The organism is Xylanibacter ruminicola Ga6B6 (assembly GCF_000687715.1).
Lineage (GTDB): Bacteria > Bacteroidota > Bacteroidia > Bacteroidales > Bacteroidaceae > Prevotella > Prevotella ruminicola_B.
On record NZ_JHXD01000004.1, the window covers coordinates 42,822 to 55,563 of the forward strand.

20 protein-coding genes are annotated in these 12,742 nt (G+C 42.1%); 6 read left to right on the forward strand and 14 right to left on the reverse strand.

Annotated elements, in window-relative coordinates:
* Nucleotides 1-95: 95 nt before the first annotated feature.
* From T500_RS0104105 to T500_RS0104115, 3 genes are all read right to left on the reverse strand, one after another.
* Complete coding sequence (locus T500_RS0104105; protein ID WP_230580837.1) at nucleotides 96-680, reverse strand: DKNYY domain-containing protein; 585 nt, start codon at nucleotides 678-680, stop codon at nucleotides 96-98.
* A gap of 149 nt (nucleotides 681-829) precedes the next feature.
* Complete coding sequence (locus tag T500_RS0104110) at nucleotides 830-1,249, reverse strand: hypothetical protein (RefSeq protein ID WP_028907051.1); 420 nt, start codon at nucleotides 1,247-1,249, stop codon at nucleotides 830-832.
* Between the two features lie 45 nt (nucleotides 1,250-1,294).
* Nucleotides 1,295-1,753, reverse strand: a complete 459-nt coding sequence (locus tag T500_RS0104115; protein WP_155267425.1) for a hypothetical protein — start codon at nucleotides 1,751-1,753, stop codon at nucleotides 1,295-1,297.
* A gap of 191 nt (nucleotides 1,754-1,944) precedes the next feature.
* Between T500_RS0104115 and T500_RS0104120 the strand changes: the two genes are divergently transcribed.
* Nucleotides 1,945-2,601, forward strand: coding sequence for an HAD family hydrolase (locus T500_RS0104120; protein WP_028907053.1), 657 nt, complete (start codon nucleotides 1,945-1,947; stop codon nucleotides 2,599-2,601).
* Here T500_RS0104120 and T500_RS0104125 read toward each other — a convergent pair.
* From T500_RS0104125 to T500_RS0104135, 3 genes are read right to left on the reverse strand one after another with little or no spacing between them, the layout of a single operon-like run.
* The gene (locus T500_RS0104125) at nucleotides 2,587-2,898 is read right to left on the reverse strand and encodes a TfoX/Sxy family protein (RefSeq protein WP_028907054.1); all 312 of its coding nucleotides are present in this window, start codon (nucleotides 2,896-2,898) and stop codon (nucleotides 2,587-2,589) included. The two genes, T500_RS0104120 and T500_RS0104125, sit on opposite strands and share 15 nt — an antisense overlap.
* A gap of 2 nt (nucleotides 2,899-2,900) precedes the next feature.
* Nucleotides 2,901-3,239, reverse strand: coding sequence for a hypothetical protein (locus T500_RS0104130; protein WP_028907055.1), 339 nt, complete (start codon nucleotides 3,237-3,239; stop codon nucleotides 2,901-2,903).
* Nucleotides 3,236-3,838, reverse strand: a complete 603-nt coding sequence (locus T500_RS0104135) for a hypothetical protein (RefSeq protein ID WP_051611865.1) — start codon at nucleotides 3,836-3,838, stop codon at nucleotides 3,236-3,238. The genes T500_RS0104130 and T500_RS0104135 overlap by 4 nt, the downstream gene beginning before the upstream one ends.
* A gap of 111 nt (nucleotides 3,839-3,949) precedes the next feature.
* Here T500_RS0104135 and T500_RS0104140 point away from each other — a divergent pair, with 111 nt between their 5' ends.
* The 5 genes from T500_RS0104140 to T500_RS0104165 all read left to right on the forward strand — a co-directional run bounded on the left by T500_RS0104140 (nucleotide 3,950) and on the right by T500_RS0104165 (nucleotide 6,448).
* Entirely contained in the window at nucleotides 3,950-4,219 is a 270-nt protein-coding gene (locus T500_RS0104140) for a DUF1294 domain-containing protein (RefSeq protein WP_155267426.1), read from the forward strand.
* Nucleotides 4,220-4,233: 14 nt separating this feature from the next.
* On the forward strand, nucleotides 4,234-4,494 hold the full coding sequence (locus T500_RS0104145; RefSeq protein WP_028907058.1) for a GlsB/YeaQ/YmgE family stress response membrane protein: 261 nt from the start codon (nucleotides 4,234-4,236) through the stop codon (nucleotides 4,492-4,494).
* 17 nt (nucleotides 4,495-4,511) lie between these two features.
* On the forward strand, nucleotides 4,512-4,805 hold the full coding sequence (locus T500_RS0104150) for a hypothetical protein (RefSeq protein WP_028907059.1): 294 nt from the start codon (nucleotides 4,512-4,514) through the stop codon (nucleotides 4,803-4,805).
* A 247-nt stretch (nucleotides 4,806-5,052) separates the two neighbouring features.
* Complete coding sequence (locus T500_RS0104155) at nucleotides 5,053-5,478, forward strand: Hsp20/alpha crystallin family protein (protein WP_013064574.1); 426 nt, start codon at nucleotides 5,053-5,055, stop codon at nucleotides 5,476-5,478.
* Between the two features lie 346 nt (nucleotides 5,479-5,824).
* On the forward strand, nucleotides 5,825-6,448 hold the full coding sequence (locus T500_RS0104165; protein WP_028907060.1) for a hypothetical protein: 624 nt from the start codon (nucleotides 5,825-5,827) through the stop codon (nucleotides 6,446-6,448).
* 563 nt (nucleotides 6,449-7,011) lie between these two features.
* On the opposite strand, the gene T500_RS16835 is transcribed toward T500_RS0104165, so the two are convergent.
* From T500_RS16835 to ilvN, 8 genes are all read right to left on the reverse strand, one after another.
* Nucleotides 7,012-8,253, reverse strand: a complete 1,242-nt coding sequence (locus T500_RS16835; RefSeq protein WP_028907061.1) for a VapE domain-containing protein — start codon at nucleotides 8,251-8,253, stop codon at nucleotides 7,012-7,014.
* Nucleotides 8,250-8,942, reverse strand: coding sequence for a hypothetical protein (locus T500_RS0104180; RefSeq protein WP_155267428.1), 693 nt, complete (start codon nucleotides 8,940-8,942; stop codon nucleotides 8,250-8,252). Before T500_RS0104180 ends, T500_RS16835 begins: the two co-directional genes overlap by 4 nt.
* 10 nt (nucleotides 8,943-8,952) lie before the next feature.
* On the reverse strand, nucleotides 8,953-9,441 hold the full coding sequence (locus T500_RS0104185; protein WP_028907063.1) for a hypothetical protein: 489 nt from the start codon (nucleotides 9,439-9,441) through the stop codon (nucleotides 8,953-8,955).
* A 581-nt stretch (nucleotides 9,442-10,022) separates the two neighbouring features.
* On the reverse strand, nucleotides 10,023-10,220 hold the full coding sequence (locus T500_RS0104200; RefSeq protein ID WP_028907066.1) for a hypothetical protein: 198 nt from the start codon (nucleotides 10,218-10,220) through the stop codon (nucleotides 10,023-10,025).
* 154 nt (nucleotides 10,221-10,374) lie between these two features.
* Nucleotides 10,375-10,563, reverse strand: coding sequence for a hypothetical protein (locus T500_RS0104205; protein WP_028907067.1), 189 nt, complete (start codon nucleotides 10,561-10,563; stop codon nucleotides 10,375-10,377).
* Entirely contained in the window at nucleotides 10,541-10,849 is a 309-nt protein-coding gene (locus tag T500_RS0104210) for a hypothetical protein (protein ID WP_028907068.1), read from the reverse strand. The genes T500_RS0104205 and T500_RS0104210 overlap by 23 nt, the downstream gene beginning before the upstream one ends.
* 604 nt (nucleotides 10,850-11,453) lie before the next feature.
* Entirely contained in the window at nucleotides 11,454-12,194 is a 741-nt protein-coding gene (locus T500_RS0104215; RefSeq protein ID WP_028907069.1) for an acyl-[acyl-carrier-protein] thioesterase, read from the reverse strand.
* A complete protein-coding gene (gene ilvN / locus T500_RS0104220; protein ID WP_028903746.1) occupies nucleotides 12,187-12,729 on the reverse strand; it encodes an acetolactate synthase small subunit in 543 nt (180 codons plus the stop codon). The genes T500_RS0104215 and ilvN overlap by 8 nt, the downstream gene beginning before the upstream one ends.
* Between the last annotated feature and the right edge of the window lie 13 nt (nucleotides 12,730-12,742).

Consider the following 12,742-nt stretch of genomic DNA (forward strand, 5'->3'; position numbering starts at 1 on the left):
GGCGCAAAGATAATTACCTTTTATATAGGGGGAAAAGACGGAAAAAGCGAAGATTTACTCTTCGCTTTCTCTATAGATTCTTTATAAAAGGAACTCTATTCAAGACGTCTTCCTCTATAGTAATCATTAAATGCATCTTTGGCATAGCCGTCGCCAGTGTATTTAAACGTACCCGCAGAGGCGCCCTCTATCTTTTTACCATAATAGAACACATCAAAGGCGTCCTTGGCGTAACCTCCTTCCAACAACTTAAAACTACCGGCAGAAGCATCAATCTTTCTTCCATGATAGAAAACATTAAATGCATCCTTGGCATAGCCCTCACCAATCTCCTTGAACGAACTAGGAGACGCGTCGATTTTCTTATCTCCGTAATAGACGTTGAGATCTGATTTATAATAGTCATCGTACCTTCTGCCGTGGTCATAACTATCATAGTGGTCGCGGAAGTGCGATTTAGAGTGCGGTTTTAAACGGAAAGAAGATGGGTCGACATATTCCAAGACACGTCCGTCGAGATATACATTGTCGCAGTCTTTTGCATAACCACAACCTAAATCCACGAACGTACGAGCATCGGCATACGGCATCGACTCTCTTTCGAAATATACTCTACCTCGGTCGATTCTATACGACTGTGCAAAGCTCGACATACTCCATCCAACTAATCCTATCACCATGAGTGACTTAAGTGAAAATGCTATCTGTTTCATAACCTTTACAATTTTGAATCTTAAATTTCTGATGCAAAGGTATGACATTTCTATGAAAACACCATAAGAAAATCCCTATCTATCGATGGGGATATTCCTATTTCTCTTTGCGAAGCTTAAAGATTGTAGGGAATGAGAGCCTTGCGGGCGGTAATTGAAACCTCGTAGCGGTGAACTGAGGCTTCAGCATCGGGCTTTGATGTGTTCTTGGTAACCTTTATTGTCGGATATAGTTTTTCGCGTGTACCTAATATATAGTGATTACCCGATGCTGTGGTAATCAGGAATGCTAAAGGCGTACTCGTGGGGAGCGTATCGAGCGTAGTGAAAGAAAGCTTAGCCTTTTCAATCTGTGTGTTGTTATCAGGTGATTCCTCTACTTCGCACGAAGGTATTGACTTCAGGGCGATTTCTGTAGCGCTGGAGGATATGGTGACTGGAAAGCCTGTCAGGGCTTGATAAATCAAGTCCGCAGGTAAGCTACCGCAAGGCATATAGCTAATGGCTGTGACACCGGGAAGAGATATACAATTCATAATCAAACAAATCAAACAATATCATACTTAGGACAAATACATGCTTCAAGTCGGAATATTTTTCTTCTTTTTTCTGTTCAAAGCTGTTTTATAGCTATTCCTTTTGCGCTGGTATATCTTCTTGATTGTGTCTGATGATGTACCATCCTCCTTGATTCCTCGGAGCTCCATAAACTGATAGATCAGACCATTGAGCTCACTTCCACATCGGTCGATGTCGTGAAGATACTCCCAGAGATCTACCTTAAAATCGTTTTTCAACATTTCCAGCAGGCAACTCTTTCCATTCTTTGAGAGATAGTTATAGGTACGGGGGTCGTGACATTTGTAATATGGGATGCAGATTGCGATTTCGCCTTCCTGCTGACGGGGAGGCATGACACCCTCAGGAATCTTTGTCGTGGATTTCTTAAGGAAGTCACTTTCTGCAGAACCTCGGACGAGTGATATTGGCTCACTTCCGCCATGACGATGGATTAACCATTGGCGGAGATAAGATGGCATTTTCAAATAGATACAAATCTGACTCATTGTAGTAATACTTTGCGTTTGTGCTGCAAAGATACTAAAAATCAGGGAGATAACCAAAAGACAAATCAAATAATTCAAACGAAATCGATAAAATTTAAAAAAGGATAAAACCTCGATGAAGTCGGAGAAATTTTGTACCTTTGCAGCAAAAAAAATATTGGGACATGGAGCAATCAATATTTAAGCTGATCATATTCGACTTTGACGGTACGCTTGGCGATACCCGATGTAACATTGTGATGACGATGCAGATGACCATTGCTGAGCATCAGTTGCCTTATCGCCATGAGGATGAATGTGCGTCCGTCATTGGCCTGCCACTTGCTGGATGCTTCAGAACGCTGTTTCCTGATATTCAGGAAGAGCTCATCAGTCAATGTGCTGAAACATACAGGCGTATCTTCAATGAGAATCTGCAGAAGATACAGCCTCAGGCATTTCCTGGTGTTGTTGATACGCTGGCCAAGTTGCATCAGAAAGGATATGTGCTTACGATTGCTTCTTCCCGTTCACGCAATTCGCTTACAGAGTTGACACAGCAGATGGGTATAGCTGATTATATTTTCTTGTTGCTTGGAGCCAATGATGTCAAAGAGGCGAAGCCCCAGCCAGAACCAGTGCTGAAAACGCTGGAGGCGATGCACTTTGATGCCAGCGAAACGCTAGTTGTCGGTGATATGGATGTAGATATTCTGATGGGCGCACGAGCAGGTGCTCGAACCTGCGGCGTGACCTATGGGAATGGCAGCCGGGAGACACTTGCTGCAGCAGGTGCCGACTATATCATTGATGATTTCGCAGAACTGTTAACGCTTCTTTGATTTCGGAAGAGCCTTGCAAGTTTCACGTACAAGCTCAGACAGATACTCTCGGTCGTCAACATCCGCAATATAGAAATAATCTTTCGCTCCGTCGTATGGTGCGCGCAGGTCCAACACGCGGAGTTTGGGGCGAACGGCATCTGTTGGTTTCAGAAAAAAGCAGTCGTCACATATTAATCCGAAGATGATTCCGTCACAATAAATCCCATAGTCGCCAAACATCTTTTTGGTGACTATCTCGCCAGCACCACTGCATTGGTCGGCGATATACTGTACAAAATCTGCGTTGCTAGCCATAATTATCTGATGATTTTTGCTTTCTGAAGGTTGTCGAAGTCGTTCCAAAAGGATGTTTCTTCCTCTTCAGAGAAACCTCCTTTTGCCATTTCCTGCAGGATAGCGTCCAAGAGCTGAATTTTTGAGATGTTCAATTCTGGCGCTACGTCAATCACGTATGTCAGGATGTCGCCAAGCGATCCGATATGCGTGTTGGTGATGATGAGCTGTCCGTTTTCCTCTTTCACTTTTATGCTTCGGAGGTAACCGTAATCAGGTTTGGTATTATATAGCTTCTGATATAGCGGATTATCGCTATACTGCTCGGAGTTTACAGATTTTATGAGGTCGCGTAGTGTCATTTTTGGGGTATGGGTTTAGCCAGTTTCATGGCATCTTTGGTGCCAAATGTTCTTCTAATGAGGGTTTCAACATACTTTGTGATGTATATCTCATCATCAATATGCGTGATGACTCTCAACACTCTCGTTTGATTGAACCACACGATTTGCACAGAACTGTTTAATGTGTGACTATGACCGTATATACTTAGTCTTGCCTTTTCTTCTTTCAACTTCTCAAAGTTTTTCAGCCCCACTTTGTTCTGGTTGTACACATGGGCAAGCTCTGTTCCTCTAGCTTCAGCTAAATCTGCAACTACAATGCTTTCAATCATGTTGATGTCTGCCGACTCCATGTAGGCAGCCCAATCTACTATTGTTTCCCAGTCATAGTGCTGTGCAGCTAACAGAATATCATATTGTTGCCACATCACATTTCCTGCATTTACATGCAGGTGTTTTATCTCTTGAATGTAGCTTATGTCATCAAGCATTGTCTCTGCTTCGTTATCGGCTTTTGCTCTCGTTTTCGCTTTGCGCTTACCTTCTATGAGCATGTAGGCTAAAATGCCTGCTAATGGACCGCTGATTGCGGCTATAGCTTGAAAGAATGTATCCATTATTATATCTTTTTTTGGGATGCAAAGTTACAAATAAAATTTCATAAAATAGCCGAATAAACGTGTAAAAAAATCGTTGTTTTCTCAATTATTACTAACTTTGCCCCTGTTATGAGAATGACAGATACGATAATATATATACTCATTAGCATCAATGCATTGACTTTCGTTGTCTATGGAGTAGATAAGTGGAATGCTAAGCAAGGGAAATGGCGCATATCCGAAGCCACTCTCCTGATGTTGGCTGTTGCTGGTGGTACTATAGGCGCACTCTTAGGTATGCAGGTCTGGCACCATAAAACGATGCACTTGAAATTCAAGTACGGGTTGCCATTGATATTGTTGGCTCAGATTGCTTTAATTGCTCTGGTAATAAAATAAAAATATAATAGGATATGTTAGAACACATTGCAGATTTTACAGCGTGGCCGATAATCACAGGAATCCTGATTGGCTATGTTGCCAACCGCATTATGAGCGGTGAAGGAAAAGGTTGTTGTATGAACCTTATTATAGGTATCATAGGTAGTTATGCTGGAACATTCATCAGCCATCTGCTGAACATCGAACTATTTGGAAAGGGATATCTTACCAACTTCGTGTTCTGTGTGATAGGTGCTGTATCTGTACTTTGGATTTGGAAGAAGCTCACATAACTGCCTAGGTGATATTTATGGCTTGGAAACTCAAATATCGCTGTAAGGAATGTGGCTACGAAGCCGAGGTGTACGAAGGCAGAGGACTCTTCCGTCAGGAGATCCGTGCCATGTCGTGCCCAGACTGCAAGACCATCCAAAACATTGTGGTGGGTGGGATTATCGCCGATGTGGCACCCTCGTACAGAAGCGAGGTGGGCAGGCTCTGTTTGCAATGCGGCAGCGACAAAATCCGCGTGTGGGACGGACATACCTGTCCCAAGTGCCACGGTGAGATGGAACAGACTGGCGAGAAAGAGTTTTGGACTTGAAGACTGACAGATTTTCTGGCCAATGTTTAAGGGAGTTTAAAGAAATGTCAGTCATGTTTAATTGAGTTTAAGGGATTGTCAGTATCGTTTAAGCGAGTTTAAAATCCTTGCCATCTTGACAAGGTAACGAGCGTTTTTTTCTGTAGGCATGTACTTTGCTTTTCAGTAAGTGAAAGCTGAAGCAAATAAGCCGAAGCGATCAAGAACAATTAAGTTAAACTAAAAATATAATTAGGAGGTAAAAGTTATGTTGAACGGATTAATGAAAAACAACAGTTGGTTCCCAACAATGTTTGATGATTTCTTTAACACTGATTTTATGCCTCGTGCCAACAGTACAGCACCTGCAGTCAATGTCAAGGAGAGTGAGAAGGCCTACACGATGGAACTTGCAGCTCCAGGCATTAAGAAAGAATATTGCCGCGTAGGCATCAATGACGAGGGCAACCTCACCATCGCTATTGAGAACAAACAGGAACACAAGCATGAGGACAGTCATCGCCATTATCTGCGCCGTGAGTTCAGCTATTCTAACTATGAGCAGAACTACATACTTCCAGATGATGTGGTACGCGACAAGATTTCTGCCAAGGTTGAGGACGGCATCCTGACCATCACGATGCCGAAGACCGAACCGAAGGAGAAAGTGACGAAGGCCATTGAGGTGTCATAAGGATGACGCTTCCTAATATGTAGGAAAGCCCTGGCTTGCTGATGCAGGCCAGGGCTGTTTGTATGTATATGTTCAGGATTAATATCTCCTGAACACATAGCCATCTGTGTAGTAATAATCCTCGATGAAGAGTTTGAATCACTTAATGAGCCCTGGTATTTGAATCCTAAAAGAATCACGATGAACAAAGATAATACTCTGATAATCAAGGCTGATTTGGATTTGATGACGGGGGATTTCCTAAAATTTCTCAAAACTTTGGATTGTAATAGTAAGTATTATACTTTTTTTTCTTATCTTTACCCCCAATTTCATATGTATTGTGATATAAAGCTATAATAGAATAATGAAAAAAACAGAGTATATACGTAAAAGTGGGAAGTATTATCCAAACAAGCCTTATAATCCATATAATATGCATCCATATACATCTGTTATGGATGTACGAGATCGATATGGCGATTTTGTAGAATCAACAGATGGGTATACATATTTTATTGTTTGGATACAACATGTACCTGGCAATAAACCCAAGGTTGAACTATTTGTTGATAAAGAAGAAGCTGAATTTTATATGTCAAATTCATATGGATACGAGAGGGACTGGCTTCATTATATTCAAGGAACAGATTGTTTGCTTATTAATGGCAGAAGTGCAGAAGAATTAAATAACTATATTGCCAAAATTCTGATGGATTTCTACAATAAGCGTATTTATGAATATATAGAGAAGAATAAACCGAAAACACAGTCAACGCTTAGTGTTGATAGTCATCATATAGAAAGGTCGCAACCAGTTCAATCATCCTCGACTATTAATTCTAGTCAATCAGACAGAACTAATGTAGATATTGAACAATATAAAAAAATTAGGATGGAAAATAGGATGGCAGCTGTGCGAAGAATAATGGAAATGAAAGCAAGAGGAGCAGATTTTGGACTATCCAACCTTGAAGACGAGAATAAGTAATATGACAGGGAGTGGGCTATGAGATATACAACCGCGTAGAAGTTTAATTTGTAATTAAATAGTATAAACCTATTACTAATCCTCCCAAGGCTACGCTTTCAATGGGATTAAAAAAAACAAAAAATGATGGGATATATGGGTACTACATACTACAAAAGACTAACTATCTGTGTTTGAGATAATTAACTTCAAAAAATGCTGTAGTACCCTTGCAATGTAGTAACTTGTAGTACCTTTCAATGATGTGGTAATTTATTGCTTTTCGAGAAACGAGGGTACTACAAAAACAGACGGCCAAATACCTATAAATCAGAGGTGTTTTTGATTTCAGAAATGCCTTGTAGTACCTGTAGTACCTTGGTTTCGTTCAAAATCATCAAATTCTCACGCCTTTTTTTATGTATAATCTTCATTTTTGAAGATTCATGAAAGCGGGAAACCTTAATATATATAATAATGCGTGTGTGAAAAATAAAAAAGTGAAAACAAAAAAAGCTGCAGCACTTCCCAGTGCCACAGCTCTGAAACAACAATATATGATTAAAATAAAGAAAAATACTAACTCATGCCTTATCGAATAAAGGTACAATATCATAGCCATACCTTGGCGCACCGCTCTTATCACGAGCCGATCGAGGCTTAAAGTCAAGAACGGAAAGCGCCAGACCAACGGTAACTTCATTGACCTGCTGGGTGACGGAAGAGAGCTTACGGCGCTCTTTGAGCTGATCGACAATATTCTTGGCTGTCATGAATTCGCCTTTCTCCCCTACTTCTGGCTTTCGATAGTGAAGCTTCAGTAAGCGGAGAGCATTAGATTCGCAGACATATTGGCGATTCTCATCAACGAACTGATTGTATTCCTCTTGTGTCCAGGTAGGATTAAAACCACCGTCGAGAAGCATGATGGCTTCTGCCCATAGCTGATCCACATCGAGAGAGGCGCGATAATCATCAAAGCCGTCGACCTCGATGATGGCCAGGCGGCGCATCAGACCTTTATCTGGAACCCTTATAAAGCCGCCCATACGGTGATTCTTATTTGAGGTGAAGCAGACAGAAGCCACGCGAGCCGCTTTCTCTGAATAGCGGGAGCCTTGGCGCTTGACTTCTATAAAGCTGGAGGACATCAACTGCTTGAAGTCCTCCTCATTGCTCTTACGGATGGCAGCGAACTCGTCGAAATTCAGAATGAAACGCTGAACGAAAGCCAGGGGCATTTGGAACAGACGCTCATCCTTCTGGGCTACCTGATAATACTCACGCAGACATGGCGGAACGAGCATTTCGAAAAAGGTAGTCTTACCGATACCGGCCTTCTCTCCTACTAGTCCGAGGGCTACATCATTCTGACGGATGCCCAAAGCGCATGCTGCAGAGGCTATCAGCCATTTACGAAGAATACGCCCAGCCCTTTCGGGACTGCCGACAACAACGTGAAGGGATTTACTGAGAAGGTCGATCTGTGAAGGGCCCTGGTACTTACCGTGAAGGGAGTTCAGGTAGTCGATTATCGGATTAAAGGACTCCATCTGATTAGGACTGGACAGCAGAAGCTTCAATACCTTCTGCGATACTGGTAGCTCGTCAGCATAGGCATGAAGGAAAATGTCATCCTCGGTAATCGGATGTAGATACTCGTATTCACATTCCGGTGTGGGACTAAGAGATACCTTGGTACGGTCAAGAAGATTCACACGCACAATATAGTTGCGTGAGAGCCAATCCTTTACCTCGTCAAGTCGGTTGTGCGGGCGTTCGGAAGAAACCGTGGCCGCAAGCTGCTTACGTTGCACTTTGCTCATTTTGCTGATATTTCACGTCGGCTTTCACCAGGAAGTTCAACAATGTTCATCATCTCTCGTATGCGGTCGCCTATATCCTGGCCATAACCTATAAGAGTACCACTTTCGTCGCGCCACTTCGACAACGAACCAACCCTGAAGTTAGAAGTAAAAAAGGTACGTGCACCCTTATTATAACGTATAGCCATCAGTTCCTTAATAGGGTGGATAGTGTTGCCAAAGGCTTTCATTTCCATTGGTTCACGCCCAACCTCGTCGATAAATAGCGGTCTACTAGCAAATGGTTCGTACCCCTTTTCTGCAATCATACGACATATATCTGGAGCAGGAATCATTTCTACAGTGTTCCCCGAGATAAAATGAAGAATCTCACAGAAAGAATGCATGAGAATCGTCTTACCACAACCTACCTTTCCGCCCATATATATACCTTTATTTAGGTCCCACTTACATTTATCGTCCCCTGCAGTATAAAGAAACATCTGATTGATTATCTCCCGGTTGTCATCGTCGACGGTGAATGACCGAAAGAAGCCACGCTCGGCCATAAAAGCCTCGGCGTTAGCTCTAAGTAACTTCCAGAAACTCTCCTTTGAAAGAACGGAACAATGCCACTTATGCATTTCCTTAGTGGACTCCTGGTACGCATGTTGTCGCTTCTCGATGGCGTCGTTAACTAACTGATCCATCCTATTCTTACTAATAGTCGCCATCGCCTCTAACTCCTGTAACTGTTGGGGATTCGTAATTCTTGTTTGTGACCTTGAAGAAACGCGGATAGCCACCGGCCATTGCAAACTGAAGGTACTCGATAGCTACCGACTCCTTGTCCTCGCTGATGTTCTTCAGATGCGCCAGGGCAGCAAACTCCATGCGGCTCTTCATTCGCTTGTTGTGCTGCTCTATCAGGTAATCTTTCCACATCTGCCATTCATCCTTGAACTTCTGACTTGTCCAGGGGAGCTTAATATCTATCTGGTCAACACTGAGGCTAGACTGTTGCTCAATCTCGTCGCACAGGGCTTCAGCCTTTTCTTTCATCTTGTCCCAATGCTGAACGAAACTCTTGTGACGCTTCTCGGCGGAAACAGGGAGGCCACCGTTGATAAACGCATTTAACTCGTCGTTGGTATCAACGAGCGAGTTCCAGAACTGCGTAACCAGGGACTGTATATTATCGTGTTTCATTATTCTTTTTTTTTAGTGATTGGTACTTGTCGAATGGTTCGACTAGGAAGTTTGACCACGGCTGATGTCGCTTGTATCTGCAACTACGCTTGTGTTTTTCCATCAGCGCAGTGGCCAAAGACTGCGAGCGCGGGGACGATATTGCCTCACGCTCGCCAGTAAGAATATTGATGGCTGTTACAACAAACTGCATTGTCCGTCGCCAATGATTACAGTTCCAAACTGCATCAGTAAAAGGAATCTCTGATATTCCTCATCACTTTTGAAAGTCATCTCCTCTTTATGATCTTTGCCAAAGAAAGTAAGGATGATGGATCCACATTCTGTGGTATGTCTGATTATCTTTTCTTTATTTCTCTTCCTCATATTCTTGAAATTTAATTGTTCCCGCTGCGGTATTTGATTCTACAGGTATCATACATCCTATTGAATCTGCTCCTGAAGATACCAGGCACCGCAGTGCGAATACAAACCCTAGAAAAACACTTTCGTCGACAAACCTTATTTGTGAATCGACTTGCCCGTCATTGAACGTCAGGGTGATTATACCCCTATCGCTCGACTCTTTTCTTAATACTGGCTTATACATCGTCTGTAAAATCTGTATTAATTATCATTTCTTTGAATCTTGGAAAGCAGGTCAGAAAATATTCAGCTGCAATTATAACAGAACCTTCGACCTTACCACTATTCTTCGAAACTTCCTTCTTATACTCTATCTCATTCCATGTCTCTCTTACTCTGAGACCTTCATTAGTGTTTTGAATTCTAATCTTCATTACCTTATTATTATTGATTTACTTGCAAAATTTGCTCTAATGCTGCATCGCAATATTATACTGACAACTCGGGCAATTTTCTATTTATTAAGAAAATTGCCCTCCGTCGCTATCTTCCCAGAGAACTCTGGAGGGACTTATTATCCAGTTCATCTTAAATCTGTCTTATATGACCAATTAATTCACTTTCAAAGAAGTAGACTTTTCTTCCAAGTTTGTGAAATGGGGCCATTCCTCTCTTGGCTCTTTTATACATGGCGTCGCCAGTGATGCCAAACAAAGCTCCAGCTTCGCCGGCATTTAGAGCTTTTTCCTTTGAATCAATATCCGAAACTTGAATCATAACCTTCTTTTTCTAGCTTTTTACGCCAATGATTACTAAAATTACAGTCGACCAATTCTTTCTGCCTTTCTTCCAGTGTTACACCCACAAGAGTGACACAGGAAACTTCAGGATAATACTTAGCATGAATAAATACACCTTTATCCTTTGCCAGTGTCTTGTTGAAGTCCGCCAATTGAACAGAAATTGACTTAAAACATAAGCTATTCTTAAACTGGCCCCCAGATACATCACCTGGTTTGATTGATCTGAACCACTTCGCCCTGTTCCTTACTCTCTTAAACATACCTATTATAATTAGAGGGTTCAACCTGGCTAGATTTCTTTTTTAGAGAGCACATTGGCATCTCTGATTGTTGATTTCGTTTTTTCATTTTCATTTTTAATTCGTTAGTTAATTATACATTTAGGTGAGTAACTTTTTAGGTTATCTTTAACCCGCTGCAAATGTATCTAAAAAACTTTCCACGAAATGAACACTTTGAAAAAAAGAATACTCTGCTACTAAGTTATTAACTCAATCCACTAAGAAAATAAACACAATTATACAAAAATTAACTGCGAAAATGCATTAACTAACTTTGATTAGTGGCAAATCGTGAGGATAAGGTTAAAAGTTAGTAGCAACAAGAAGAAAAAGGGTTCATTCCTTGGTAGTAACAAAAATATTGTGTATATTTGCAGTGTCCTAAACAACTAACTAAGTTAGTTAGTAGGAAAGGAGCAAAGAGATGCCCCCTGAGAATTGATATGCTGGAGTGAAGATCGCTTTTGCTACCGCTGTCCACTGGGTAGCAAAAAGGCTTGTAAATAGTTGATTATCAAGGTAGGTTCTAGTCCCAACCGAATCACAACAAAAAAGGTTAGCGAATTGCTAACCTTTTTGTTTTTTACTTGAATATCACTTTACTTCGGCAACATTCGGTATCGCCATCCTTGCAGATGCGGATGCAATATTCGTTCTCGCCTGTCTGCATGCGGTAGAACGAGAGTGTGTCGCCCTGATGGGCCTCGGCCACGTAAGCTATTTCGAAACGTTTAATCTGATGCTCGCGATACCAATCCAAATCCCACAAGTCGAGCACATGTTCGATGTACTTAACCGAGTTGATATGACCATTGATATCTACATCGTTATATTTGGTTTCTACTGTACCAACCAACTGGGCGCTATCGTCCATTTTTACACGTCCGCCTTTATCAATGGGACATTCCTTGTCGGCAACAATCCAGTTATTGATGGCACCATTATCAATTGCGAAGATATCGGTTGGCTGACGTGTTTCGGTGTCAATCATGGCCCAGATACTACGTCCGTAGCCATACACCTTACCATCCTCGCCTACTACACGGAAATTACGACTGGTAAAGAAGCGCATCGCGCTCTCAACCCATGTCTCTACATTAAACTTCGTGTACATCTGTGGCATCTCGTCCATCTCGATGGCCAGTCGTGAGAGTACCCACGAACGCTTGATGGTCATGAGATATTTCATGCCAAAACCACGTGCCGACGAGTGATAATCGGCTGCATTCAGCATGTGGTTGCCTATATGGCCCATAAACAATCGCTGCGAAAAGTCGCAGTGAAAGGGCTCTGCTAAAAAATCATATTTTCCTACTTTATCCATTCTCCTGTCTCGACTCTAAGAATTCACTAACCTGCTCCTGCATACCACGGGTTACGGCAATACGTCCGCTGCGGGTGTACTGCAGCACGCAACCAAACGTGTCGAGGGCGCGGAACAACGAAATAATATCCTCGGTTACACCATGCATCTGTACAATGGTATAGGTGGGATTCACCTCGATCATGCTGGCCTGGAACCTGCGGATAGTACGCGATATCTCAGGATTCTCGAGCACCATCGGGGTTGACAGCTTGTAAAGACCCGACTCACGGATAAACAGCTGTTCGTCGGTAAAGAAGTTGGCCTTTACTACATCTATCTTCTTCTCAATCTGACGGGTAATCTTTACTATCTGATCTTCGTCGCTCCAAGCAGTGATGGTGTACTTATGTACGCCAGGAATACTTGATGCCGATACATTCAAGCTCTCGATATTTACCTGACGACGGGTGAACACAGCTGTAATCTGATTCAGGATACCGGCTACGTTCTCCGAGTAAACCAGCAGTGTATATAATTTCTTCCTATTTTCCATAATTATCAATTTT